Source organism: Cronobacter dublinensis subsp. dublinensis LMG 23823 (genome assembly GCF_001277235.1).
Classification (GTDB): Bacteria; Pseudomonadota; Gammaproteobacteria; order Enterobacterales; family Enterobacteriaceae; genus Cronobacter; species Cronobacter dublinensis.
Genome location: NZ_CP012266.1, coordinates 1,729,035 through 1,753,241 on the forward strand (window position 1 = coordinate 1,729,035; position 24,207 = coordinate 1,753,241).

Below are 24,207 nucleotides of genomic sequence, written 5' to 3' on the forward strand. Positions count from 1 at the left end.
TGCCTACCGTTGTGCGGCCTGTTCTGCCGCAAACTCAGCCGGGCGCGCTTTCTGCGTCAGGCGGATAACCAGCGCTACGCCGCTTGCGAGCGTTGCCAGCGCCACTACCGCAGGCCAGCCACCCAGCGCCCAGGCTTTACTGCCGAGCAGCGAGCCCAGCGCCATTCCCACAAACACGCCGGTAAAGAGCAGGGCGTTCAGACGACCGCGCGCTTTCGGCTCCAGGCTGTAAACCAGCGTCTGGTGCGCCACCAGCGATGACTGTAACCCTAAATCGAAGCCGATCGCCGCCAGCGCTATCAGCAGCAGCTGCATGGAAGGCGAGAGCAGGGGCAGGGCAAACATGGCGGCAAAAGAGAGAATCACCAGCAGGCTGCCGAGCTGGGTGACGCGCGCCGGGCCAAAGCGGTCGGAAAGCGCGCCGGAGAGCGGCGCGGCCAGCGCGCCCGCCGCGCCCGCCAGACCAAAGGCACCCGCCACCGCGCTGCCCATGTGGAATTGCGCCGCCAGCATTACCGCCAGCATCGACCAGAACGCGCTGAAGCCAATAGAGAGGAAACCTTGCGCCAGCGCTGCGCCGCGAAGCGTCGGGTAGCGTTTCCACAGGCCGCCCATGGAGTGCAGCAGCGCCGGGTAGCTGAGCGTGGCGTGCGTTTCAAAACGCGGCAGGACGCGCCACAGCACCAGACCGGTCAGCGCGATGCTGGCGGCGGCAAGCTGATACATGACCCGCCAACCGAAGGCCGCGCTGATAACGCCACTCACCGAGCGTGAGAGCAGAATGCCGAGCAGCAGACCAGTCATCACCGTGCCGACAATTTTCCCCTGCTGACCCGCTGGCGAGAGGATGGCCGCGGCGGGCACGATATCCTGCGCCATCGTCGCCATCATGCCCACTAACAGGCTCAACACCAGCAGACTGTGCAGCCCGCCGCTGAAGCTGTAGAGCGCGAGCATCACGGCCAGCGCCAGACATTTCACCAGGATCAGGGTGCGGCGGTCGTGACGGTCACCCAGTGGCAGCAGAAACAGAATGCCGAGCGCGTAGCCCGCCTGGGTCAGCGTCGGGATAAGCCCCATCCCGTCGACGCCGAGATGCAGATCGCTGCCGATAAGCGGCAGAATGGGCTGCGCGTAATAAATCGAGGCGACGCTCAGGCCGGTCGCGATAGCCAGAATCAGGATCAAGAGCCGTGAGAGCCCAGGGGTGCTATGTGCAGTATCGTTATGGTTATTCATGGTGAAACCCTCGTGAGTAATCAGTACGGGTTGATTGTCAGCGAGCGGCGGCTGGCGCGGTAGAGGCCGACATGATAAAACGGTTATACGTGTAACGTATAACCAGTGAAAAATGAATGGGCATTGAGCGTATAGACCGGGTGGAGCTGATGCACACCTTCGTGCGTATTATCGAAAGTGGTTCGCTTTCCGCCGCCGCCGTGCAGATGAGCACGACCCAGGCGACCGTGAGCCGCCGCCTGAAATCGCTGGAGGATCTGCTGGGCGCGAGGCTGCTGCTGCGTACCACGCATGCCATGAAGCTTACCGATGACGGCGAGCGCTGCTATCAGCATGCCCGCAGCGTCATGGCGAGCTGGCAGGCGCTGGAAGATGAAATTAAGAACGCCGAAGGGGAGCCGGTAGGCGTCCTGCGCGTGCGCGCTCCGCACGCGTTTGGGCAGGATCAGCTCATTGACCCGCTAACGGGCTTTTTAGGCCGCTATCCGGGCCTGTGCGTGGAGTGGATGCTTAACGATAAATCCCCGGACTTTATCAGCGATAACATCGACTGCGCGCTGCATGTCGGGCCGGATATCGACCCGTCGGTGATTGCGGTGCAGCTCGCTGAGGTGCCGCGTATCGTCGTGGCGACGCCGGCGCTGCTGGCGCGTTATCCGGCGGTGAACGCGATTGAGGATCTTGCGGCACTGCCGTGGGTGGCGCTCAGTACGTTTTATCGTCGCGAAGTCGTGCTTAATCATGCCGTGACCGGCGAGCGTCAGGCATTCCCAGTTATGCCGCGTTTAAGCTCCGACAGCCTGTATGCGGTGCGTCGCACTATCCTGAACGGGCTGGGCGCGGGCATGGTCTCCGCGTGGGTGGTAGAGGATGATCTGCGCGAGGGACGGCTTGTACAGCTGCTGCCCGCCTGGCAGGCCCCGCCGCTGCCGGTTTATCTGCTCTATCCGTGGGCGCGCTACTATCCGGCGCGGCTGCGGCGGTTTCTGGAGCTGATGAAAGAGGTGATGCCGGAGCTCGCAGGCATGCGGCGAGTGCCAACGCGGGGTGCGTAAGCGAAATCATAAAAAAACAGGCAATAAAAAAGCCGGTCAGAGACCGGCTTTTTTGTGCGGGGAGGATTACTCCACCGGCTGAGGACGCGTTGCAGGGGCAGAAGCCTGATGGGTGGCGCTGTGGCCGCCCGCCGAACCTTTACCGCTGAACTCGAACGCCGGCCGTACCCAGTCGCTGTGACGCGGCGGCTCAGGCACATAGTCCGGCGCCGGCGCGCGCGTCATCGGCGCAGAGGCGACTTTTGCGGCGGCGAAGGCCACGACCGGCGCTTTCGCTTCCTCTTCCTGCGCTTTCGCGACAGGGGCAGCCTCAGGTGCTTTCACCGGCGTTTGCGCGATGACTTCTGGCTGCGGTGCCTGCACGGGCGCGCTTTCTGCGATAGCAACAGCGACGTCAGTGCGATCAGCGTCGTCGATAACCGGTTCGTCGGCCGCTACCGCGTCCTGAGCGACCTGTTCAGCGACCGGCGCATCCTGCGGTTCAATCAGCTGCGGCTCAGCGCCGACAGGCGCGGCGATGGCTTCCGGGTGCGTGGTTTCCACGACCGGCTCCTGCGGCGCAGTCTCAACAACTGACGGCTCAACCACCACGGCTTCAGCGGCAGGCTCAACCGGCGCGACAACGGCCTGGGTCTCTGCGACCGGCGCGGTGTTCTGCTCAGGCATCTGCTGCTCATCCTGCTCCTGCGTACGCGGCAGCGGGTAGCGGATCCAGACTTTACCAGACGCCATTTCCGGCGACGCGCATGCGACGGTCAGCGGCATCGGCGACTGGGTCGGGTAGCGCTCGTCACGATAGCGGCGGCGGCGCTGGCCGCTGACACGCAGGTGACGCGGAGAACGACGGGAGCGACGCGGCATACCGCCGTTTTCGCTGCCGGTCTGGTTGTTGTCATCGGTGGCGGCTGGCGCGTCGACGTTAGCAGGCAGAGCCAGCGGCGCGGCGTCTTCATGCGTGTCGGCGACAGGCGTCTGAACGTCAGTCGGCTCGATAGCGTCTGTGACCGATTCGATACGCACTTTCTGGCTCAGCTGGCGCGGTTTACGGCGCGGCATCACCTGAACGACGCGATCTTCCTGTTCGGTCTCTTCCACCACCTCGTCACGGTTCAGCTCGCTGACTTCCTGCTGCGCCTGACGTTTTTCGTCAGAGCGGCGGCGATTGCGATCGCGACGGGACGGCTGCTGCTCGTCACGCGCTTTCGCCGGTTTCTCCGCGTCTTCAGCCACGACCGGGGTGCGGGTTTCGCGCGCCTCGGCGTTCTGCTGCTGTTTCTCGCGGCGGTTGCGGCGGTTTTCTTCGCGCGCTTCGCTGTTGTCGCGGTTATCGCGGGAAGGACGATCGCCACGCTCGTTGCGCTCGCCGCGTTCACTGCGGTCGCCGCGCTCGTTGCGGTCATTACGGTCGCGACGGTTGTTCTGACGACGGCCGTTACGACGTTCCTGCTGCTTCTCGTCACGGTTTTTCGCAGGCTGCTGCTCTGGCTCGCTCGCGGCAGGTTGCGGCTGCGGCTCGCTCGCAAACAGGCCCTTCAGCGCGCTGATGGCGCGGCTCAGGAAGCCTTCTTTCGCAGGCTCAGCGGCTTTTGCCGGCGCTTTTGTTTCGGCGACTGCGGCTTTCGGCGCGCTGGTTTCCTGCGGCACTGGCGGCACGTCCGGCATGACGAAGGTGGCGAGCGCTGGCTGCTCAGGGCGTTTACGCTCGGCATATTCATCTTCAGACGGCAGCGCCATCGCTTCTTCATGCAGCTTCGGCAGCATGTAGCTCAGCGTATGCGTCTCTTCGCCTTTGCGCACGCGCAGTACGGAGTAGTGCGGAGTTTCCATCTGATCGTTTGGCACGATGATGCAGCGCACACCGCCCTGGCGCTTCTCGATAGCGGTAATCGCTTCACGCTTCTCGTTAAGCAGATAGGAGGCGATAGGCACCGGAACGATAGCGTGGACTTCCTGGGTGTTCTCTTTCAGCGCTTCTTCTTCAATCAGACGCAGGATAGAGAGCGACAGGGATTCGTTATCGCGGATGGTGCCAGTGCCGCTACAGCGCGGGCAGACGTGATGGCTGGACTCGCCAAGCGACGGGCTCAGGCGCTGGCGGGACATCTCCAGCAGGCCAAAGCGCGAAATGTGGCTAATCTGAATGCGCGCGCGATCCTGACGCACCGCTTCACGCAGACGGTTTTCTACCGCACGCTGGTGGCGTACCGGCGTCATATCGATAAAGTCGATAACGATAAGGCCGCCTAAGTCGCGCAGGCGCAACTGACGGGCGATCTCATCCGCCGCTTCCAGGTTGGTGTTGAACGCGGTCTCTTCGATATCGCCGCCGCGGGTGGCGCGGGCGGAGTTGATGTCGATGGCGGTCAGCGCTTCGGTGGTGTCGATAACAATCGAGCCGCCGGACGGCAGGCGGACTTCGCGCTGGAAGGCAGACTCTATCTGAGATTCAATCTGGTAATGGCTGAACAGCGGAATTTCACCGGTGTAGAGCTTAATTTTGCTGCTGAAATCCGGACGGCCCAGCGCGGCGATGTGCTGGCGCGCCAGCTCAAGCACTTTCGGGTTGTCTATCAGGATTTCGCCGATGTCCTGGCGCAGATAATCGCGGAACGCGCGCACGATGACGTTGCTTTCCTGATGGATAAGGAACGGCGCCGGGCGGTTTTCTGCGGCTTTCTGAATGGCTTCCCAATGCTTGAGGCGGAAGCTTAAATCCCACTGCAGCGCTTCGGCGGATTTGCCGACGCCTGCGGTGCGCACGATAAGCCCCATGCCGTCAGGCAATTCCAGGCTTGAAAGCGCTTCTTTAAGCTCGGTGCGATCGTCGCCTTCGATACGGCGAGAGATGCCGCCCGCACGCGGGTTGTTCGGCATCAGCACGAGGTAGCTACCCGCGAGGCTGATAAACGTCGTCAGCGCTGCGCCTTTGTTGCCACGCTCTTCTTTATCGATCTGAACAATGACTTCCTGGCCTTCGCGCAGGGCATCTTTAATGTTCGGACGACCATGAGAGGCATAGCTGGCGGGGAAGTATTCGCGGGCGATTTCTTTAAGAGGGAGGAAACCGTGTCTTTCGGCGCCATAATCCACAAATGCGGCTTCGAGACTGGGTTCAATGCGGGTAATTTTGCCTTTGTAGATGTTCGCTTTTTTCTGCTCGTGTCCAGGACTTTCGATATCCAGGTCGTACAGACGTTGCCCATCCACAAGGGCGACGCGCAACTCTTCCTGCTGAGTTGCGTTGATTAGCATTCTTTTCATCGTAACTTACTCGTTATTCTTACATTGACGACAAAGCTACGGGCATGGTGACGCTGACCGGGAGAGAACCGATGGCCTCGTGACTGTTCGCGCCGCCAACCTCCCGGTTGTCGGACGCTTAAGAGGCGCAGAGTGTCGGTAGCCTGTATTTCAGGTGGAAATACAGCGCAATTATCAGAGGAATGACCGGGATTGTTTCTCCGGAAGCTTCCCTTTACCGGCCAGGCTGCAACCCGCAGCCCGCTAACTGCCTGAAAGTTCAACACGTCTTACGCCATTGCTGCGTGGAAGGACTAGCAGGCAAAACTGGTAATTCCGCAAAATTCCTTGTCTAAACAAGTCTCAACACGGAAAACAGTCGCATTATTCCATTGCTGAGCTTGATATAGCAAGCTGACTTTTGCCCTTTGGCATCGACTTACTCACAGTTTTTTAACTTCTTGTTCATCTGTTCCACCGAAGCGGCGACGAAATGAACTCATTAGCTGTGCGAATCGATACGCTACTCAATATAAGCATATAAAAATGTGTGGCGCTACGGTCATCGGGTATTTAGAATCGCGCACCATGAAAACAGAGACGCCATCCGTAAAAATCGTTGCCGTTTCCGCCGATCAGGCCGGGCAACGTATCGATAATTTTTTGCGCACGCAGCTGAAAGGCGTGCCCAAAAGCATGATTTACCGCATCCTGCGTAAGGGTGAAGTGCGCGTGAATAAAAAACGCGTTAAGCCGGAATATAAAATTGAAGCGGGCGATGAAGTGCGTATTCCGCCGGTTCGGGTCGCCGAACGCGAGGAAGAGGCCGTTTCGCCGCATCTGCAAAAGGTCGCGGCGTTAAGCGACGTCATTCTTTATGAAGACGACCATATTCTGGTGCTGAATAAACCTTCCGGCACCGCCGTGCACGGCGGCAGCGGCCTGAGCTTCGGCGTTATTGAAGGGCTGCGCGCGCTGCGTCCGGAGGCGCGATTCCTTGAGCTGGTGCATCGTCTGGACCGTGACACCTCCGGCGTGCTGCTGGTGGCGAAGAAGCGTTCGGCGCTGCGTTCGCTGCATGAGCAGCTGCGTGACAAAGGGATGCAGAAAGATTATCTGGCGCTGGTGCGCGGGCAATGGCAGTCGCATGTGAAAACGGTGCAGGCGCCGCTGCTGAAAAATATTCTGCAAAGCGGCGAGCGCATCGTACGCGTTAATCAGGAAGGCAAACCCTCTGAAACCCGTTTTAAGGTGGAAGAGCGTTTCGAACATGCGACGCTGGTGCGCTGCAGCCCGGTCACCGGCCGCACACATCAGATCCGCGTACATACGCAGTACGCCGGGCATCCGATCGCCTTTGACGATCGCTATGGCGATCGCGCGTTTGACGCACAGCTCGCGGCGACCGGTCTGAACCGCCTGTTCCTGCACGCGGCGGCGCTGCGCTTTGAGCATCCGGGCACCGGCGAGACGATGCGCGTCGAGGCCCCGATGGACGCTGAGCTTAAGGCTTGTCTGAAAGTGCTGCGTGCGCGCGGCTGACAGCCTCCCGAATGTGGTAGTTCTCGCCCGTTACCCCCGCGCTGCGTTGTGAAATGCACTATACTGAACACCCGGCTTAGGCCGGGTGTTTTTTTATACATATACAACCGCATGGAGATAAAAATGGCCTGGTTACATTCCCGGACATGGAAACGTGTTTTCTTTACCCTGTTTCTGACAGGCATGGTGTGGCAGCTCGCAGGTTGCGATAACAATAAAGAACCGGAACAGCGTAAAGCCTTTATTCAGTTCCTTCAGACCCGCATTCTGCCGTCCAAAACGCTGTCGGTTCCGACGCTGACCGCGCAGGAAAAAGAGAGCTTTGGCAAGTACGCGGACGATTACGCCATCCTGAGCGATTACTCTAATGAAATGACCGCAGCGTTCTCAGGTAACGATCAGGCCATGCGTCAGATGCGCGGCGTGTCCAGCGCAAAAGATATGGTGGAAAAACGCGAGACTATCGAAAAATCCCGCAAAGAGCTGGGGAATATCGAAACGAAACGCGCGGATACCATGAAGAGCGTGGAAGATCGTTATTCCAAACTGAAACAACCGGACGACCTGAAAACGGTCTTTGACCAGGCTTATCAGAAAACCGTGGTGCGTCCTAACGCGCTGCTGACCCAGACGCTCTCTCTGACCGACGCGATTCTTGGCCAGGCGCTGGATATCGGCAACTACCTGAACAGCCTCGGTAATAAAGTGCAGTACACCGGCGCGATGGCGCAGTTTACTGACCAGAAGCAGCTGGATCTGTTCAACGAAAAACTAACCGCAATGCGCGAAAAACAACAGGAACTGCTGGCCGTTGCACGTCAGCTGGCGGAAATGCAATAAGCCGCCTTGCACTAAACGTGCAATAAAAAAGCCCTGCGATGCAGGGCTTTTTGCTTTCTGGCGTCTAACGATGGGAGAGGGGGTCGATACCTTCGCGCCGGAGCATTTCACACAGGCGAATCAGCGGCAGGCCAATCAGGGTGTTCGGGTCACGTCCGTCGAGCCTGTCAAAGAGCGTGATGCCAAGCCCTTCGCTTTTAAAGCTGCCTGCGCACGACCAGGGCGTTTCCCGATGCAGGTAATTCTCGATTTCCGCGTCGCTCAGCGTGCGAAAGTGCACATGGAACGGCTCGCAATCGCATTGCTGCGCGCCGGTGGCGCTATTATAAAGCGCAACGCCGGTATAAAAAGTAACAACCTGACCACTCGCCTGACGCAGCTGTTTAACGCCATTTTCAAACGTGTGAGGTTTGCCGGTAATGGTATTATTCAGCACGCAAACCTGATCGCTGCCAATAATCAAATGCCGGGGATATTTTTCCCGCAGCGCTTGCGCTTTTTGCAAAGCCAGCCTTAATACTAATTGTTGTGCGGTTTCACCCGCGTATGGGGTTTCGTCAGTCTCAGGCGCTGCGGTTTCAAACGGTAAACCCAGTTTTTCTAACAGGCTACGGCGAAACGGCGACGTGGAAGCAAGCACGATTGAGGTCATATTTTTCAGTGAAAGATAGCGAATCGATGAGCGCTATTTTAAACTGTCGGCCGCAATGTGTGCGAATAAATGGTAAAAGGTGTTTCAAACCCGCCTTTTTCTTTGACTCTATGACGTTACAAAGTTAATATGCGCGCCCTATGCAAAAGGTAAAATTACCCCTGACTCTTGATCCGGTTCGTACGGCTCAAAAACGCCTCGATTATCAGGGTATCTATACTCCTGAACAGGTAGAGCGTATCGCCGAATCTGTGGTCAGTGTGGACAGCGATGTCGAATGCTCCATGTCGTTCGCTATCGATAACCAGCGTCTCGCCGTTTTAAAAGGCGATGCGACGGTTACGGTAACGCTCGCGTGCCAGCGTTGCGGTCAGCCGTTTAGTCATGTTGTTCACACAACGTATTGTTTCAGCCCGATCTCTAACGACGATCAGGCGGAAGCACTCCCGGAAGCGTATGAGCCGATTGAAGTTAATGATTTCGGCGAAATCGATCTGCTGGCGACGGTGGAGGATGAATTAATCCTCGCCCTGCCTGTAGTTCCGGTGCATGATTCTGAACACTGTGAAGTGTCCGAGGCGGACATGGTCTTTGGTGAATTGCCTGAAGAGGCACAGAAGCCAAATCCATTTGCCGTGTTAGCCAGTTTAAAGCGTAAGTAACAGGTGTTTCCCGCGCGAGCGGGGATAAGCCGTAATTGAGGAGTAAGGTCCATGGCCGTACAACAGAATAAACCCACTCGTTCCAAGCGCGGTATGCGTCGTTCTCATGACGCTCTGACCGCTGTCACCAGCCTGTCTGTAGACAAAACTTCTGGTGAAACCCATCTGCGTCACCACATCACCGCCGACGGTTACTACCGCGGTCGCAAGGTTATCACTAAGTAATCACGCGCAAGCGTGATTGAGCTTAGTGCGCTTTCCCCGCTCCAGCGGGGATAACCGTAACCTGGCGATATCTTGACACCTCTAACCCTGGCGTTAGATGTCATGGGCGGGGACTTTGGTCCTGCCGTGACAGTGCCTGCAGCATTGCAGGCACTGAATTCTGATCCACATTTGCATCTTCTTTTAGTCGGCGACCCCGACGCCATCACGCCATTACTTGCCAGAGCTGATTTTGAACAACGTTCGCGGCTGCAAATCATTGCGGCAGAATCGGTTATTGCCAGTGATGTCCGTCCTTCTCAGGCTGTGCGCAACAGCCGTGGTAGCTCCATGCGTATCGCGCTGGAGCTGGTGAAAGAAGGCCGCGCGCAGGCCTGCATCAGCGCCGGGAATACCGGCGCGCTGATGGGGCTTGCCAAACTGCTGCTTAAGCCGGTCGACGGCATTGAGCGCCCAGCGCTGGTGACGATATTGCCGCATCAGCAGAAAGGCAAAACGGTGGTGCTGGATTTAGGCGCCAACGTGGAATGTGACAGCACCATGCTTGCGCAGTTTGCGATTATGGGCTCGGTGATGGCGGAAGAGGTGCTCGGCATTAAAAATCCGCGCGTCGCGCTCCTTAACATCGGCGAAGAAGAGACGAAAGGGCTCGACAGCATCCGCGACGCTGCGGCGCTGTTAAAAACAGTGCCATCGTTGAACTACATCGGCTACCTCGAAGCAAACGAATTACTGACCGGCAAAACGGATGTCCTGGTATGCGATGGTTTTGTCGGTAACGTCACGTTAAAAACGATGGAAGGTGTTGTCAGGATGTTCCTTTCGCTGCTCAAATCGCAGGGCGAAGGAAAAAAACGGTCGTGGTGGTGGCTTTTATTAAAGCGTTGGTTACAAAAAAGCCTCTCAAGGCGATTCAGTCACCTCAACCCCGACCAGTATAATGGCGCCTGTCTGTTAGGATTGCGCGGCACGGTGATTAAGAGCCACGGTGCAGCCAATCAGCGAGCTTTTGCGGTCGCGATTGAACAGGCAGTGCAGGCGGTGCAGCGACAAGTCCCTCAGCGGATTGCCGCTCGCCTGGAATCTGTATTACCCAAGAGTGACTGAGCGTACATGTATACGAAGATTATTGGTACAGGCAGCTACCTGCCTGAACAAGTGCGGACGAACGCCGATCTGGAAAAAATGGTGGAAACCTCTGACGAGTGGATTGTCACTCGCACCGGTATCCGTGAGCGTCGCATTGCGGCGCCTGACGAGACCGTCGCCACCATGGGCCACGAAGCGGCGCTGCGCGCGATTGACATGACCAGCATCGACAAAACACAGATTGGCCTGATTATCGTCGCCACTACCTCCGCCACGCACGCTTTCCCGAGCGCGGCTTGCCAGGTTCAGAGCCTGCTAGGCATCAAAGGTTGCCCGGCGTTTGACGTCGCTGCCGCCTGCGCTGGCTTTACCTATGCGCTGAGCATCGCCGATCAATATGTAAAATCAGGCGCGGTGAAACATGCGCTGGTGATAGGCTCAGACGTGATGGCGCGTACGCTCGATCCTGAGGATCGCGGCACGATCATTCTGTTCGGCGACGGCGCAGGCGCGGTTGTGCTTGGCGCGAGCGAAGAGCCAGGCATTCTCTCCACGCATCTGCATGCGGACGGCAGCTACGGCGAACTGTTAACGCTGCCGAACCAGGATCGCGTGAATCCTGACAGCCCGACCTTCCTGACCATGGCCGGGAACGAAGTCTTCAAGGTTGCGGTGACGGAACTGGCCCATATCGTCGACGAGACGCTGGAAGCCAATCAGCTCGATCGCGCCGCGCTCGACTGGCTGGTGCCGCATCAGGCGAACCTGCGTATCATCAGCGCCACGGCAAAAAAACTCGGGATGTCGATGGACAACGTCGTGGTGACCCTCGACAGACACGGCAACACCTCTGCGGCTTCCGTGCCTTGCGCGCTGGATGAAGCGGTACGCGACGGGCGCATTCAGCGTGGCCAGCTGGTTCTGCTGGAAGCCTTCGGCGGCGGCTTCACCTGGGGTTCCGCGCTGGTTCGTTTTTAATCGAGAAGGATAAAAAAATGACGCAATTTGCTTTTGTATTCCCGGGTCAGGGTTCTCAGGCCGTGGGAATGCTGTCTGAGATGGCGGCAAATTTCCCCGTTATTGAAGCGACGTTCCGCGAAGCCTCCGCGGCGCTGGGCTATGATCTCTGGACGCTGGTGCAGCAAGGCCCGGCGGAAGAGCTGAATAAAACCTGGCAGACGCAGCCTGCGCTGCTGACCGCCTCCGTCGCGCTGTGGCGCGTCTGGCAGGAGCAGGGCGGTACAGCGCCTGCGCTGATGGCCGGTCACAGCCTCGGGGAATATTCCGCGCTGGTGTGCGCGGGCGTTATCGATTTCGCCGACGCGGTACGTCTGGTTGAGCTGCGTGGCAAATTCATGCAGGAAGCCGTGCCGGAAGGCACGGGCGCGATGGCGGCGATTATTGGTCTTGATGACGACGCGATTGCCCACGCCTGCGAAGACGCCTCGCAAGGGCAGGTGGTTTCGCCGGTGAACTTCAACTCGCCAGGCCAGGTGGTTATCGCCGGTCACAAAGAGGCCGTTGAACGCGCAGGCGCCGCCTGTAAAGCCGCAGGCGCCAAGCGCGCGCTGCCGCTGCCGGTGAGCGTTCCGTCTCACTGCGCGCTGATGAAGCCCGCTGCCGAGAAACTGGCCGCTGAGCTTGAAAAAATCACCTTCAACGCCCCGCAGATCCCGGTCGTCAACAACGTTGACGTGAAATGCGAGACTTCGCCGCAGGCGATTCGCGACGCGCTGGTGCGCCAGCTTTACAGCCCGGTGCAGTGGACGAAAAGCGTTGAATTTATCGCAGCGCAGGGCGTGACGCAGCTGTATGAAGTAGGTCCGGGCAAAGTGCTGACCGGCCTGACGAAACGTATTGTTGACACCCTGACGGCGGCGGCGATTAACGAGCCCGCCAGCCTGTCAGCGGCACTTGCGCAATAAAACGAGGAAAACCATGAGCTTTGAAGGAAAAATCGCGCTGGTCACTGGTGCGAGCCGCGGTATCGGCCGCGCTATCGCCGAAATCCTGGCCGCACGCGGCGCAAAGGTTGTCGGCACTGCCACCAGCGAAAGCGGCGCGCAGGCGATTAGCGACTATCTGGGCGCTAATGGCAAAGGCCTGATGCTGAATGTGACCGATGCGGCATCCATCGAATCCGTTCTGGAAAATATTCGCGCAGAATTTGGCGAAGTGGACATTCTGGTCAATAATGCCGGGATAACCCGTGACAACCTGCTGATGCGAATGAAAGATGACGAGTGGAACGATATCATCGAAACTAACCTGTCATCGGTTTTCCGTCTGTCAAAAGCGGTAATGCGGGCTATGATGAAAAAGCGTCACGGCCGCATTATCACAATCGGTTCTGTGGTCGGTACCATGGGAAATGCCGGTCAGGCCAACTACGCTGCGGCGAAAGCGGGTCTTATCGGTTTCAGTAAATCGCTGGCGCGTGAAGTTGCGTCCCGCGGTATTACGGTAAACGTTGTTGCTCCGGGCTTTATTGAAACGGACATGACGCGTGCGCTGTCTGACGATCAGCGTGCGGGTATTCTGGCGGAAGTTCCTGCGGGTCGTTTAGGCGACGCAAAAGAAATCGCCAGCGCGGTTGCATTTTTAGCCTCTGACGAGGCCGGGTACATCACTGGTGAGACTCTGCACGTCAACGGCGGAATGTACATGGTTTAACCACGAATAAAATTATTTGCGTTATCAGGGCAATTGCCCGCAAAATAGCGTAAAATCGTGGTAAGACCTGCCGGGATTTAGTTGCAACTTTTTCAACATTTTATACACTACGAAAACCATCGCGAAAGCGAGTTTTGATAGGAAATTTAAGAGTATGAGCACTATCGAAGAACGCGTTAAGAAAATTATCGGCGAACAGCTGGGCGTTAAGCAGGAAGAAGTTACCAACAATGCTTCCTTCGTTGAAGACCTGGGCGCTGATTCTCTTGACACCGTTGAGCTGGTAATGGCTCTGGAAGAAGAGTTTGATACTGAGATTCCGGACGAAGAAGCTGAGAAAATCACTACCGTTCAGGCTGCCATTGATTACATCAACGGCCACCAGGCGTAAGTGAACATCTCCAGGCGGTCGCTCGACCGCCTGAGTTTTATCTTTTAGTCCCACAAGTATCTACTAATATCATCCCTCCCTGGAGGACAAACGTGTCTAAGCGTCGTGTAGTTGTGACCGGACTGGGCATGTTGTCTCCTGTCGGCAATACCGTAGAGTCTACCTGGAAAGCTCTCCTTGCCGGTCAGAGTGGCATCAGCCTGATCGACCATTTCGATACTAGCGCCTATGCAACGAAATTTGCTGGCTTAGTAAAGGATTTTAACTGTGAAGACATTATCTCGCGCAAAGAACAGCGCAAGATGGATGCCTTTATTCAATATGGAATTGTCGCCGGCGTACAGGCCATGCAGGATTCCGGTCTTGAAGTGACCGAAGAAAACGCTCCTCGCATTGGCGCGGCTATCGGTTCCGGCATCGGCGGCCTTGGCTTAATCGAAGAAAACCACAGTTCGCTGGTTAACGGCGGCCCGCGGAAAATCAGTCCCTTCTTCGTGCCATCAACGATTGTTAACATGGTGGCGGGTCACCTGACCATCATGTTCGGTCTGCGCGGTCCCAGCATTTCTATCGCTACCGCTTGTACTTCTGGCGTGCACAATATCGGCCATGCGGCACGTATCATCGCTTACGGCGATGCTGACGTCATGCTGGCGGGCGGTGCGGAAAAAGCCAGTACGCCACTGGGCGTTGGCGGTTTCGGTGCGGCGCGTGCGCTCTCCACCCGTAACGATAATCCGCAGGCGGCAAGCCGTCCGTGGGATAAAGAGAGGGATGGATTTGTGCTGGGCGACGGCGCGGGCATTATCGTACTCGAAGAGTACGAGCACGCGAAAAAACGCGGCGCGAAGATTTATGCTGAACTCGTCGGCTTTGGTATGAGCAGCGATGCCTACCACATGACCTCTCCGCCGGAAAACGGCGCGGGCGCAGCGCTGGCCATGACTCACGCGCTGCGTGACGCCGGTCTTGAAGCAAGCCAGATTGGTTACGTCAACGCGCACGGCACCTCGACGCCTGCGGGTGACGTGGCTGAAGCTCAGGCGGTGAAATCGGTCTTCGGCGACGCGGCGAAACGCGTGATGGTGAGCTCCACCAAATCGATGACCGGCCATCTGCTTGGCGCGGCGGGCGCAGTAGAATCTATCTACTCCATCCTCGCGCTGCGCGATCAGGCGGTTCCGCCGACCATCAACCTGGACAATCCGGACGAAGGCTGCGACCTTGACTTCGTTCCGCATGAAGCGCGCCAGGTGAGCGGTCTGGAGTACACCCTGTGTAACTCCTTCGGCTTTGGCGGCACCAACGGCTCTCTGATCTTCAAAAGGGTCTGACAGCCGTCACAAAGGCCCGCCCCGCGCGGGCCTTTGTACATCTTTCTTCCTCTTGTCTTGTTCTTGCCCCCCGTCAGTCATCCTGCCAGACTACTGCGCGACCCGTTAAGGAGCCTCTATGCTGTTAATTAATGGTATCGACCAGAATTGCCTGCCCGCGGCCGATCGCGCCGTACAGTTCGGCGACGGCTGTTTTACCACGGCTCGCGTACGGGATGGCGTTGTTCTCATGCTGGATCAGCATCTGGCACGCCTGCGTGAAGGCTGCGAGCGGTTGATGATTACGCAGCCGGACGGTGATGCGCTGCGTGAAGAAATGCGCCAGGCGGCGCAGGGGCAGGAGAGCGCAGTCGTAAAAGTGATTATTACCCGCGGCGCAGGCTCACGCGGTTACAGCATCGCCGGGTGCGGCGCGCCAACGCGCATTGTTTCACGCGCGGCGTATCCTGCCCATTATAACGCCTGGCGCGCGCAGGGCATTCGCCTCGCGCTGAGCCCGGTGCGGCTCGGGCGTAACCCGTACCTCGCGGGCGTCAAGCACCTCAACCGGCTCGAACAGGTGCTCATTCGCACGCATCTTGAGCAGACGTCTGCCGATGAGGCGCTGGTGCTTGACAGCGAAGGGTGGGTTACGGAATGCTGTGCGGCTAATTTGTTCTGGCGTAAAGGAAAAGCGGTGTTTACCCCCCGTCTCGATCAGGCTGGCGTTGATGGCCTTATGCGGCGCCACATTATTGGCCTGCTGAATCACTCAGCCTGGCGATTGTCTGAAATTCACGCGCCGATCAGCGCGCTCGCGCAAGCGGACGAGGTCTTTATCTGCAACGCGCTGATGCCGCTGGCGCCGGTGCGTGAGATTGACGGTCACGCTTACGCCTCGCGCGAACTGTATAACCATCTGATTTCCCATTGCGAATAACCGGGTTCCCATGAAGAAAATGTTGCGCGTCGCGCTACTGCTGGTTCTTGTGCTTGCTGTCGCGGCAGGCGTCGGTTACTGGAAAGTGCGCCAGCTGGCGCACAGCCCGCTGCCGATTGCGAAAGATACGATTTTTACGCTCAAGCCTGGCACCGGGCGTCTCGCCCTCGGTCAGCAGCTCTACGATGAAAAGCTGATTAAACGCCCGCGCGTCTTTCAGTGGCTGCTGCGCCTTGAGCCCGAGCTGTCGCACTTCAAAGCCGGCACCTATCGATTCACGCCGAAAATGACCGTGCGTGACGCCCTGCGTCTGCTGGCGAGCGGTAAAGAGGCGCAATTCCCGCTCCGCTTTGTCGAAGGGATGAAGCTGAGCGACTGGCTGAAACAGCTGCGCGAAGCGCCCTATATTAAACACACCCTGAAGGATGACGAGTACGCGACGGTAGCGCAGGCGCTAAAGCTTGAGCATCCGGACTGGGTGGAAGGCTGGTTCTGGCCCGATACCTGGCTTTACACCGCGAATACGTCGGACGTGGCGCTGCTTAAGCGCGCCCATCAGCGGATGGTGAAAGCGGTAGATGACGTCTGGAAATCGCGGATGGACGGCCTGCCGTACAGCTCCCCGAATCAGCTGGTCACCATGGCGTCGATTATTGAGAAAGAAACCGCAGTCGCGAGCGAGCGCGACCGGGTCGCCTCGGTATTTATCAATCGCCTGCGCATCGGTATGCGCCTGCAAACCGATCCGACGGTTATCTACGGCATGGGCAAAAGTTATAACGGTAAGCTCACGCGTAAAGATCTGGAAACCCCGACGCCGTATAATACTTATGTCATCAGCGGCCTGCCGCCAGGCCCTATCGCGATGCCGGGCGAGGCGTCGCTGAAGGCGGCGGCGCATCCGGCGAAAACGCCGTATCTCTATTTTGTGGCGGACGGCAAGGGCGGCCACACGTTCACCACGAATCTCGCCAGCCATAATCGTGCGGTGCAGGATTATCTCAAGGCGCTTAAGGATAAAAATGAGCAGTAAATACATTGTCATCGAAGGGCTGGAAGGTGCCGGAAAAACCACAGCGCGCAATCTGGTGGTGGAGACGCTGAAGTCGCTTGGCGTCACCGACCTGACGTTCACCCGTGAGCCGGGCGGTACGGTGCTGGCGGAAAAACTGCGCAGCCTGGTGCTGGACATTAAATCGGTGGGCGATGAAGTCATCACCGACAATGCCGAAGTACTGCTGTTTTACGCCGCCCGCGTCCAGCTGGTGGAAACCGTCATTAAGCCTGCGCTCGCCCGCGGCGAATGGGTCATCGGAGACCGCCACGATCTCTCCACCCAGGCCTATCAGGGCGGCGGGCGCGGCATTGACCGCGCGCTGCTGACCACGCTGCGCCAGGCGGTGCTGGGCGATTTCGCGCCGGATCTGACGATTTATCTGGATGTGGACCCGCGCATCGGGCTTGAACGCGCGCGCGCGCGCGGCGAACTTGACCGAATCGAACAGGAGTCGCTCGATTTCTTTAACCGCACTCGCGCGCGTTATCTGGAGCTCGCAGCGACGGATCCGCGCATCGTCACCATTGACGCGTGCCAGACGCTGGACGCCGTCAGCCGCGATATTCGCGCTACGGTGACGCGCTGGGTGCAGGAGCAACAATAATGAAATGGTATCCGTGGTTGCGCCCCTCGTTCGAACATCTGGTCGGCAACTGGCAGGCTGGCAGGGGACACCATGCGGTATTGATCCACGCGCTGTCGGGCATGGGCGATGACGCGCTGATTTACGCGCTGAGCCGCTGGCGCATGTGTCAGCAGCCGCAGGGGCAGAAAAGCTGCGGCGCCTGCCGCGCCTGCCAGCTGATGCAGGCGGGAACGCACCCGGATTACTATCAGGCGGAGCCGGAAAAGGGCAAATCGACGCTCGGTATCGACGCTATCCGCGAGATTAACGAAAAGCTCTACGACCGCGCGCGTCTAGGCGGGGCGAAAGTCGTCTGGATCAAAGAGGCGGCGCTACTGACGGAAGCGGCGGCCAACGCGCTGCTGAAAACACTGGAAGAGCCGCCCGAAAACACCTGGTTTTTGCTGGGCTGCCGCGAGCCGGAACAGCTGCCCGCGACGCTTCGCAGCCGCTGCTTCAGCTGGCATCTCGCGCCGCCGGAGCCGCGTTACGCTGAAGCCTGGCTTGCGCGCGAAACGCAGGCGGATGCGTCGCGCATTAACGCCGCGCTGCGCCTCACGGGCGGTGCGCCCGCCGCGGCGCTGGAGTTGCTCCAGCCGGAGCAGTGGCAGCAGCGCGTGGCGCTTGGCGACAAAACCGCAGCGGCGCTCGCGAGCGGCGACTGGCTCGCCTTGTTACCCGCACTCAATCATGAGCAGGCCGCGTTTCGGCTCCACTGGCTCGCCGCCTTCCTGATGGACGCGCTGAAGTGGCGTCACGGGGCTTATGGCGCGCTGGTGAATACCGATTATCAGGTGCTGGTGGCGCAGCTGGCCCAGCGTTTTACGCCCGCCGTGCTGCAGGCGATGCTCGATTCGCTCTTCCGCTGCCGGGAACGGCTGCTAAACGTCGCGGCGGTTAATCGCGAACTGCTGCTGACTGAACTGTTACTCACCTGGGAGCGCTACATGCGCCCTGACGCCGCGCTTCCTTCTTATCACCTCTGAGAGAGACGTTATGTTTTTAGTCGACTCACACTGCCATCTTGATGGCCTGGATTATCAGTCTCTGCATAAAAATGTGGATGACGTTCTGGCGAAAGCCGCCGCTCGCGACGTGAAATTTTGTCTGGCGGTCGCCACCACGCTGCCGGGCTACAACGCCATGCGTGCGCTTATCGGCGAGCGGGAAAATGTGGCGTACTCTTGCGGCGTGCATCCGCTTAATCAGGATGAAGAGTATGACGTGGAAGAGCTGCGTCGCCTCGCCGCCGATCCGCGCGTTGTCGCGATGGGTGAAACGGGGCTCGATTATTATTACACGCCGGAAACGAAAGCCCGACAGCAGGAATCGTTCCGTCACCATATCCGTATTGGCCGCGAGCTTAACAAACCGGTTATCGTGCATACCCGCGATGCCCGTGAAGACACGCTGGCTATCCTTCGCGAAGAAAAAGTGACGGACTGTTCAGGCGTACTACACTGTTTTACGGAAGACAGAGAGACGGCGGGCAAACTGCTGGATCTGGGGTTCTACATCTCCTTTTCCGGCATTGTGACCTTCCGCAACGCGGAGCAGATCCGCGAGGCGGCGCGCTATGTTCCGCTCGACCGGATTCTGGTGGAAACCGACTCGCCGTACCTGGCGCCGGTTCCGCACCGCGGTAAAGAGAATCAGCCTGCGCTGGTGCGCGACGTGGCGGAATATATGGCGGTGCTGAAGGGCGTGAGCCTGGAAACGCTCGCTGAAACCACCACCCGTAACTTCTCCACGCTGTTCCATGTTGACCTCTCCGCGCTGCAATCTGCCTGATAAACCGAGTTATTTTAAAGCTCGTAATTAATAGTCAAAGCGAGTAAAGTTCACCGCCGAAATTCAGGCGGTGAGACTCGATTTATAAACATCCTGAAACACTTAATGTAAAGAATTGCAAGTTTTCCCCCAGGGTGTGTTTGAAACGTGATAGCCGTCAAACAAAGATCGCGTGATTTATTTTACTCTGCGTAATAAATAAAGGGGACTCAGATCCCCTGTTTATGGCCCGTTTCTCCCCCCGGGCTGATGCGTGAAACGCGTAAAAAAAGCACAAATACTCAGGAGCACTCTCAATTATGTTTAAGAATGCATTTGCTAACCTGCAGAAGGTGGGTAAATCGCTGATGCTGCCAGTCTCCGTACTGCCTATCGCAGGTATCCTGCTGGGCGTCGGTTCTGCAAACTTCAGCTGGCTGCCAGCCGTGGTGTCCCACGTCATGGCGGAAGCGGGCGGTTCTGTTTTCGCAAACATGCCGCTTATCTTCGCTATCGGTGTCGCGCTGGGCTTCACCAATAACGACGGCGTATCAGCACTCGCGGCAGTGGTTGCCTACGGCATCATGGTGAAAACCATGGCAGTGGTCGCCCCTCTGGTGTTGCACCTGCCTGCCGAGGAGATCGCCGCGAAACACCTGGCGGACACCGGTGTGTTGGGCGGTATTATCTCCGGTGCGATTGCAGCGTATATGTTCAATCGCTTCTATCGTATCAAGCTGCCTGAGTATCTGGGCTTCTTCGCGGGTAAACGCTTCGTTCCGATCATCTCTGGTCTGGCGGCGATTTTCACTGGCGTGATCCTGTCCTTCATTTGGCCGCCGATTGGCTCCGCCATCCAGACGTTCTCCCAGTGGGCTGCATACCAGAACCCGGTTGTCGCGTTCGGTATCTATGGCTTCATCGAACGTTGCCTGGTGCCGTTTGGTCTGCACCACATCTGGAACGTACCTTTCCAGATGCAGATTGGTGAATTCACCAACGCCGCAGGTCAGGTGTTCCACGGCGATATCCCGCGTTACATGGCAGGCGACCCGACCGCGGGCAAACTGTCTGGCGGCTTCCTGTTCAAAATGTACGGTCTGCCGGCTGCTGCTATCGCTATCTGGCACTCCGCTAAACCGGAAAACCGCGCCAAAGTGGGCGGTATCATGATCTCCGCTGCGCTGACCTCGTTCCTGACCGGTATCACCGAGCCTATCGAGTTCTCGTTCATGTTCGTGGCGCCGATCCTGTACGTTATCCACGCGATTCTGGCAGGCCTGGCCTTCCCGATCTGTATCCTTCTGGGTATGCGTGACGGCACCAGCTTCTCGCACGGCCTGATCGACTTCATCGTTCTGTCTGGTAACAGCAGCAAACTGTGGCTGTTCCCGATTGTCGGTCTTTGCTACGCCGTGGTGTACTACACCATCTTCCGCGTGCTGATCAAAGCGATGGACCTGAAAACTCCGGGTCGTGAAGACGCTACCGAAGACGCTAAAGCTGGCGCAACCAGCGAGATGGCTCCGGCTCTGGTGGCCGCGTTTGGTGGTAAAGAAAACATCACCAACCTCGACGCCTGTATCACTCGTCTGCGCGTAAGCGTGGCTGACGTGGCGAAAGTGGATCAGGCTGGCCTGAAGAAACTGGGCGCTGCGGGCGTGGTTGTTGCAGGCTCCGGCGTTCAGGCGATTTTCGGCACCAAGTCCGATAACCTGAAAACCGAAATGGATGAATACATCCGTAACAGCTAATCCTGGCTGTCGGGGAGATAAAGGGAGGCGCAAGCCTCCCTTTTTTTACGCCTGAAATTCGCAAGGGCAGAAGGGTCGGCCGATACATAAAAGAGCGCGTCAGGGCCATCGGCCAGGCGTTAAGACAGCGATTCTTGCCTGCATGACGCGTCGCGAGACGGTGAATCGCAATAAAAAAGGGAGCCACAGGGCTCCCTTTCTAGTTTAATGCCATCACAACACGATGGTCATCAGAAACTGTAGCTCGCCGTGACGGAGAAATTACGTGGCTCGCCATACACACCATAAGTGCCGAGATAATCGTAATACTCTTTATCAAAGACGTTATTGAGGTTTGCCTGCACGGCGAGATTTTTCGTCGCCTGATAACGCGTGAACAGATCGACCACGGTGTAACCGCTCTGGGTGATACGCGTGTCGCCATTCGGGCCCGCGATGTCCTGCCAGGTTTTGGTCTGCCAGCGCGCGCCGCCGCCTACGGTGAGTTCAGGCAACATCGGCAGTTGATAACGCGTGAAGAGCTTCATGGTCGTGCGCGGCTGGTCCGGGTTAACGGCCACGCCATCGCCCGCTTCAGCCACGTAGCGACTCGCGCCAAAGGTTAACTGCCAGTTATCGGTCAGCGCGCCGTTCAGCTCAAGCTCAACGCCTTTACTGACGGTGCCGTCAACGGATTCATACGCCGTCTGCCCACCTGAGCCTGGAATAATCACGCCGGTGTTCACCGCCACGTTATCCTGCTCGATACGGAATACCGCAAGAGACGCCGTGAGGCGCGTGTTAAACCAGTCCGCTTTCACCCCTGCTTCATAGGCTTTACCGGTCGTCGGGTCGAGGAACTCGCTGTTCACATCGCGCTGGCCGCTCGGCTGGAAGATGGAGGTATAGCTGGCATACGCCGACCACGTATCGTCGATGTCGTAAATCAGGCCCGCGTAAGGCGTGATGTCATCCGATTTGCTGCGGCGGATTTCATCCGGCTTACGTTCGAGATTGTATTTCGCGTTCCATTCGGTATAGCGCGCGCCCAGAATCAGATGCAGCGGATCGGCAAGGGAGAGGCGCGTTGCGGCATAAACGGATTTCTGGCGGATAACATCACGCTGATAAAGCGTGAAATCAGACCAGGTGGGGTTAGCCAGCGTGTCGCCGTTATAGTTATGAATGTTACCGACATCCATCAGGCCGAAATTATCATTCACCGGGTATGCGTTGTCGTAGTTGTTACGCTGGCGGCTGTAGCTGCCGCCAAACATCATTTCATGCTGGCGACCCGCCAGTTCATACCCGCCGCGCACAAAAGCGTCGACCGAATCCTGCTTACGCTCGCCGACGTTCCAGCCGCCCCATGCGCCCTGAAAGAGGGCGGCGTTATAGCGGCCGGTCGTTTTGTCCGGGAATCCGTCGATATACATCAGGCGATTATCGAAATTGGTTTCCGCATGCATCGCGTTAACTTTCGCTTCCCAGCCGTTATCGAAGCGCTGCGTCAGGTTGGCGAAAATTTTGGTGGAATCGAGGTTAGAATAGGCCCAGTCGGCCGCGGTATTAAAACCACGGCGGAAATGCGTGCGGCTGCCATCGCTGTAAAGAGAAGGAAAACCGCCCCAGGTCGGGCTGTCCTCTTCACTTTCCTGGTAGTCATAACCCAGCGACAGCTGCGTAGAATCGGTAATGTCGGCATCGATAACGCCGTAGATGAATTTTTTGCGATAGTGGTTACGCTCCACCCAGCTGTCATTATCCTGATAACCTGCCACCACACGCCCGCGAACGTTACCGGATTCCACCAGCGGGGCCTGCAAATCCATCACGTAACGCTGTTTATCCCAGCTGCCGTAAGTGGCGGACACATTGCTTTTAAATTCTTTGCTGTCCGCATGTTTGCGAACCATATTGACGTAAGCCGAAGGGTTACCGGTGCCGCTCATCAGGCCAGCTGCGCCGCGCACGACCTCAATTTTGTCATAAATCGCCGTGTCGCCCGCGGTGTCGCCAAAGTTCCAGCGGTTATCCAGGAACGTCGGCATATCTTCATAGGCAAAATTGCTGATGTAGAAACCGCGTGCGAAGAAATTAGTGCGGCTGGTGTCGATACGCGAGGCGGTGACGCCCGTGGTGTTTGCCAGCACGTCTTCAATCGAATTCAGCTGCTGATCCTGCATGCGCTGCTGACTAATCACGCTGACCGACTGCGGAATATCGCGCGGCACCAGCAGCATTTTTGTTCCGGATGTAGTGGTTTTTACGCTGTAATCCTGCGACTCATCAGGCGTGCCGCTGTCAGCAGCCGCGTCGACCACAATGGTGTCGTTGGTCGCAGGCGCCGCGTAAACCGCCGGAGCCGCCAGCGCGCTGGCAATACTTAACGCCAGCAAAGAGGGAAGGGAAGACGCCGGAACGACGCCCTGACGAAGTGCATGCTTAGCCATGTGTTGCCCTTAAAAAGAATAAAATGATGCTGTGCATCAGGCTGTGGAATTACGACTCTCATCAATGGCATCCGGCCTGATGAACAGAAATCGCAGGACTAAAACAACGTTCCAGTGTCAATAAAAATGAGAACTATAATCATTTGTTTTTGCGGTGTAAACAAATGTAAGACGCGTTACAAATCGACGAGAAGAAGAAAGGAAAAGAAAAACAAGCGAAGCGGCGCGACAACAGGGCGGGGATACACTATAAGCTTCCGCTTTATAAAGAAAAACCGGGCCAAAGGTTGAAAGGAAGCGATTATCTCGCTCATACTCTTAACGTTTATCCAAGAAGGAAAAAAACCATGGCCGAAGAAACCATTTTCAGCAAAATCATTCGCCGCGAAATCCCGTCCGATATCGTTTATCAGGATGAGCTGGTGACGGCGTTTCGCGATATTTCTCCCCAGGCCCCAACCCATATTCTCATCGTCCCGAACGTGCTGATCCCGACCGTCAACGACGTCACCGCAGAGCACGAGCAGGCGCTCGGTCGTCTGTTTACCGCCGCCGCGAAAATCGCGCAGCAGGAAGGCATCGCGCAGGACGGCTATCGTCTGATCATGAACTGCAACCGTCACGGCGGGCAGGAGGTCTACCACATCCATATGCATCTGGTCGGTGGCCATGCGCTGGGGCCGATGCTTGCGCATAAAGGTGTCTGAT

General features: G+C 57.7%; 22 protein-coding genes. 18 read left to right on the top strand and 4 right to left on the bottom strand.

Annotated features, from left to right (window positions below; translation table 11 throughout):
- Window positions 1–3: 3 nt before the first annotated feature.
- Window positions 4–1,239: an MFS transporter gene (locus AFK67_RS07915; RefSeq protein WP_032966342.1), complete on the bottom strand. Its 1,236-nt coding sequence runs from the start codon at window positions 1,237–1,239 to the stop codon at window positions 4–6.
- Between the two features lie 116 nt (window positions 1,240–1,355).
- Between AFK67_RS07915 and AFK67_RS07920 the strand changes: the two genes are divergently transcribed.
- Window positions 1,356–2,294, top strand: coding sequence for a LysR family transcriptional regulator (locus AFK67_RS07920; protein WP_007711438.1), 939 nt, complete (start codon window positions 1,356–1,358; stop codon window positions 2,292–2,294).
- 66 nt (window positions 2,295–2,360) lie between these two features.
- Here AFK67_RS07920 and rne read toward each other — a convergent pair whose 3' ends face one another.
- The gene (rne, locus tag AFK67_RS07925) at window positions 2,361–5,555 is read right to left on the bottom strand and encodes a ribonuclease E (protein WP_007711436.1); all 3,195 of its coding nucleotides are present in this window, start codon (window positions 5,553–5,555) and stop codon (window positions 2,361–2,363) included.
- A gap of 567 nt (window positions 5,556–6,122) precedes the next feature.
- Between rne and rluC the strand changes: the two genes are divergently transcribed.
- A complete protein-coding gene (gene rluC, locus AFK67_RS07930) occupies window positions 6,123–7,076 on the top strand; it encodes a 23S rRNA pseudouridine(955/2504/2580) synthase RluC (protein ID WP_007747491.1) in 954 nt (317 codons plus the stop codon).
- A gap of 123 nt (window positions 7,077–7,199) precedes the next feature.
- Window positions 7,200–7,916: a DUF3053 family protein gene (locus AFK67_RS07935; RefSeq protein WP_007711432.1), complete on the top strand. Its 717-nt coding sequence runs from the start codon at window positions 7,200–7,202 to the stop codon at window positions 7,914–7,916.
- Between the two features lie 64 nt (window positions 7,917–7,980).
- On the opposite strand, the gene AFK67_RS07940 is transcribed toward AFK67_RS07935, so the two are convergent.
- Window positions 7,981–8,568, bottom strand: coding sequence for a Maf family protein (locus tag AFK67_RS07940; protein ID WP_007711430.1), 588 nt, complete (start codon window positions 8,566–8,568; stop codon window positions 7,981–7,983).
- A gap of 140 nt (window positions 8,569–8,708) precedes the next feature.
- On the opposite strand from AFK67_RS07940, the gene yceD reads away from it, so the two are divergent.
- The 14 genes from yceD to ptsG all read left to right on the top strand — a co-directional run bounded on the left by yceD (window position 8,709) and on the right by ptsG (window position 21,067).
- Window positions 8,709–9,230 (top strand): 23S rRNA accumulation protein YceD, encoded by a 522-nt coding sequence (yceD, locus tag AFK67_RS07945; protein ID WP_007711428.1) that lies wholly within the window; start codon window positions 8,709–8,711, stop codon window positions 9,228–9,230.
- A 51-nt stretch (window positions 9,231–9,281) separates the two neighbouring features.
- On the top strand, window positions 9,282–9,455 hold the full coding sequence (rpmF, locus tag AFK67_RS21685) for a 50S ribosomal protein L32 (protein ID WP_004385196.1): 174 nt from the start codon (window positions 9,282–9,284) through the stop codon (window positions 9,453–9,455).
- Between the two features lie 72 nt (window positions 9,456–9,527).
- Window positions 9,528–10,562, top strand: a complete 1,035-nt coding sequence (plsX, locus tag AFK67_RS07950; RefSeq protein ID WP_071602742.1) for a phosphate acyltransferase PlsX — start codon at window positions 9,528–9,530, stop codon at window positions 10,560–10,562.
- A gap of 6 nt (window positions 10,563–10,568) precedes the next feature.
- A complete protein-coding gene (locus tag AFK67_RS07955; protein ID WP_007711424.1) occupies window positions 10,569–11,522 on the top strand; it encodes a beta-ketoacyl-ACP synthase III in 954 nt (317 codons plus the stop codon).
- 17 nt (window positions 11,523–11,539) lie between these two features.
- Window positions 11,540–12,469 carry an ACP S-malonyltransferase gene (gene fabD / locus AFK67_RS07960; RefSeq protein ID WP_007711421.1) on the top strand — a complete coding sequence of 310 codons (930 nt, stop codon included), beginning with the start codon at window positions 11,540–11,542 and terminating at the stop codon, window positions 12,467–12,469.
- 13 nt (window positions 12,470–12,482) lie between these two features.
- Window positions 12,483–13,217 carry a 3-oxoacyl-ACP reductase FabG gene (gene fabG / locus AFK67_RS07965; RefSeq protein WP_007711418.1) on the top strand — a complete coding sequence of 245 codons (735 nt, stop codon included), beginning with the start codon at window positions 12,483–12,485 and terminating at the stop codon, window positions 13,215–13,217.
- Window positions 13,218–13,371: 154 nt separating this feature from the next.
- Window positions 13,372–13,608 carry an acyl carrier protein gene (acpP, locus tag AFK67_RS07970; protein WP_000103754.1) on the top strand — a complete coding sequence of 79 codons (237 nt, stop codon included), beginning with the start codon at window positions 13,372–13,374 and terminating at the stop codon, window positions 13,606–13,608.
- Window positions 13,609–13,700: 92 nt separating this feature from the next.
- Window positions 13,701–14,942: a beta-ketoacyl-ACP synthase II gene (gene fabF / locus AFK67_RS07975; protein WP_071602741.1), complete on the top strand. Its 1,242-nt coding sequence runs from the start codon at window positions 13,701–13,703 to the stop codon at window positions 14,940–14,942.
- A 118-nt stretch (window positions 14,943–15,060) separates the two neighbouring features.
- Window positions 15,061–15,861, top strand: a complete 801-nt coding sequence (gene pabC / locus AFK67_RS07980) for an aminodeoxychorismate lyase (RefSeq protein ID WP_038883869.1) — start codon at window positions 15,061–15,063, stop codon at window positions 15,859–15,861.
- 10 nt (window positions 15,862–15,871) lie between these two features.
- The gene (gene yceG, locus AFK67_RS07985) at window positions 15,872–16,894 is read left to right on the top strand and encodes a cell division protein YceG (RefSeq protein WP_007711408.1); all 1,023 of its coding nucleotides are present in this window, start codon (window positions 15,872–15,874) and stop codon (window positions 16,892–16,894) included.
- Window positions 16,884–17,522: a dTMP kinase gene (gene tmk, locus AFK67_RS07990; RefSeq protein WP_038883864.1), complete on the top strand. Its 639-nt coding sequence runs from the start codon at window positions 16,884–16,886 to the stop codon at window positions 17,520–17,522. The genes yceG and tmk overlap by 11 nt, the downstream gene beginning before the upstream one ends.
- The gene (gene holB, locus AFK67_RS07995; RefSeq protein WP_007711403.1) at window positions 17,522–18,529 is read left to right on the top strand and encodes a DNA polymerase III subunit delta'; all 1,008 of its coding nucleotides are present in this window, start codon (window positions 17,522–17,524) and stop codon (window positions 18,527–18,529) included. Before tmk ends, holB begins: the two co-directional genes overlap by 1 nt.
- A gap of 10 nt (window positions 18,530–18,539) precedes the next feature.
- Window positions 18,540–19,334 (top strand): metal-dependent hydrolase, encoded by a 795-nt coding sequence (locus tag AFK67_RS08000; RefSeq protein ID WP_007711400.1) that lies wholly within the window; start codon window positions 18,540–18,542, stop codon window positions 19,332–19,334.
- 299 nt (window positions 19,335–19,633) lie between these two features.
- Window positions 19,634–21,067: a PTS glucose transporter subunit IIBC gene (gene ptsG, locus AFK67_RS08005; protein WP_007711399.1), complete on the top strand. Its 1,434-nt coding sequence runs from the start codon at window positions 19,634–19,636 to the stop codon at window positions 21,065–21,067.
- Between the two features lie 230 nt (window positions 21,068–21,297).
- Here the strand turns inward: ptsG and fhuE are convergent, their stop codons facing one another.
- Window positions 21,298–23,499 (bottom strand): ferric-rhodotorulic acid/ferric-coprogen receptor FhuE, encoded by a 2,202-nt coding sequence (gene fhuE / locus AFK67_RS08010; RefSeq protein ID WP_050569280.1) that lies wholly within the window; start codon window positions 23,497–23,499, stop codon window positions 21,298–21,300.
- 347 nt (window positions 23,500–23,846) lie between these two features.
- On the opposite strand from fhuE, the gene hinT reads away from it, so the two are divergent.
- Window positions 23,847–24,206: a purine nucleoside phosphoramidase gene (gene hinT / locus AFK67_RS08015; protein WP_007711395.1), complete on the top strand. Its 360-nt coding sequence runs from the start codon at window positions 23,847–23,849 to the stop codon at window positions 24,204–24,206.
- The last annotated feature ends 1 nt before the right edge of the window (window position 24,207 follow it).

Excerpts from the sequence above, each read along its gene's own strand:
- fabG (WP_007711418.1), top strand. The coding sequence starts at position 12,483 with ATGAGCTTTGAAGGAAAAATCGCGCTGGTCACTGGTGCGAGCCGCGGT.
- rluC (WP_007747491.1), top strand. The coding sequence starts at position 6,123 with ATGAAAACAGAGACGCCATCCGTAAAAATCGTTGCCGTTTCCGCCGAT.
- AFK67_RS07940 (WP_007711430.1), bottom strand. The coding sequence starts at position 8,568 with ATGACCTCAATCGTGCTTGCTTCCACGTCGCCGTTTCGCCGTAGCCTG.
- rne (WP_007711436.1), bottom strand. The coding sequence starts at position 5,555 with ATGAAAAGAATGCTAATCAACGCAACTCAGCAGGAAGAGTTGCGCGTC.
- AFK67_RS07915 (WP_032966342.1), bottom strand. The coding sequence starts at position 1,239 with ATGAATAACCATAACGATACTGCACATAGCACCCCTGGGCTCTCACGG.
- ptsG (WP_007711399.1), top strand. The coding sequence starts at position 19,634 with ATGTTTAAGAATGCATTTGCTAACCTGCAGAAGGTGGGTAAATCGCTG.
- AFK67_RS07920 (WP_007711438.1), top strand. The coding sequence starts at position 1,356 with ATGGGCATTGAGCGTATAGACCGGGTGGAGCTGATGCACACCTTCGTG.
- holB (WP_007711403.1), top strand. The coding sequence starts at position 17,522 with ATGAAATGGTATCCGTGGTTGCGCCCCTCGTTCGAACATCTGGTCGGC.
- fhuE (WP_050569280.1), bottom strand. The coding sequence starts at position 23,499 with ATGGCTAAGCATGCACTTCGTCAGGGCGTCGTTCCGGCGTCTTCCCTT.
- acpP (WP_000103754.1), top strand. The coding sequence starts at position 13,372 with ATGAGCACTATCGAAGAACGCGTTAAGAAAATTATCGGCGAACAGCTG.
- rpmF (WP_004385196.1), top strand. The coding sequence starts at position 9,282 with ATGGCCGTACAACAGAATAAACCCACTCGTTCCAAGCGCGGTATGCGT.
- hinT (WP_007711395.1), top strand. The coding sequence starts at position 23,847 with ATGGCCGAAGAAACCATTTTCAGCAAAATCATTCGCCGCGAAATCCCG.
- fabD (WP_007711421.1), top strand. The coding sequence starts at position 11,540 with ATGACGCAATTTGCTTTTGTATTCCCGGGTCAGGGTTCTCAGGCCGTG.
- pabC (WP_038883869.1), top strand. The coding sequence starts at position 15,061 with ATGCTGTTAATTAATGGTATCGACCAGAATTGCCTGCCCGCGGCCGAT.
- AFK67_RS07935 (WP_007711432.1), top strand. The coding sequence starts at position 7,200 with ATGGCCTGGTTACATTCCCGGACATGGAAACGTGTTTTCTTTACCCTG.
- AFK67_RS08000 (WP_007711400.1), top strand. The coding sequence starts at position 18,540 with ATGTTTTTAGTCGACTCACACTGCCATCTTGATGGCCTGGATTATCAG.
- yceG (WP_007711408.1), top strand. The coding sequence starts at position 15,872 with ATGAAGAAAATGTTGCGCGTCGCGCTACTGCTGGTTCTTGTGCTTGCT.
- AFK67_RS07955 (WP_007711424.1), top strand. The coding sequence starts at position 10,569 with ATGTATACGAAGATTATTGGTACAGGCAGCTACCTGCCTGAACAAGTG.
- yceD (WP_007711428.1), top strand. The coding sequence starts at position 8,709 with ATGCAAAAGGTAAAATTACCCCTGACTCTTGATCCGGTTCGTACGGCT.
- tmk (WP_038883864.1), top strand. The coding sequence starts at position 16,884 with ATGAGCAGTAAATACATTGTCATCGAAGGGCTGGAAGGTGCCGGAAAA.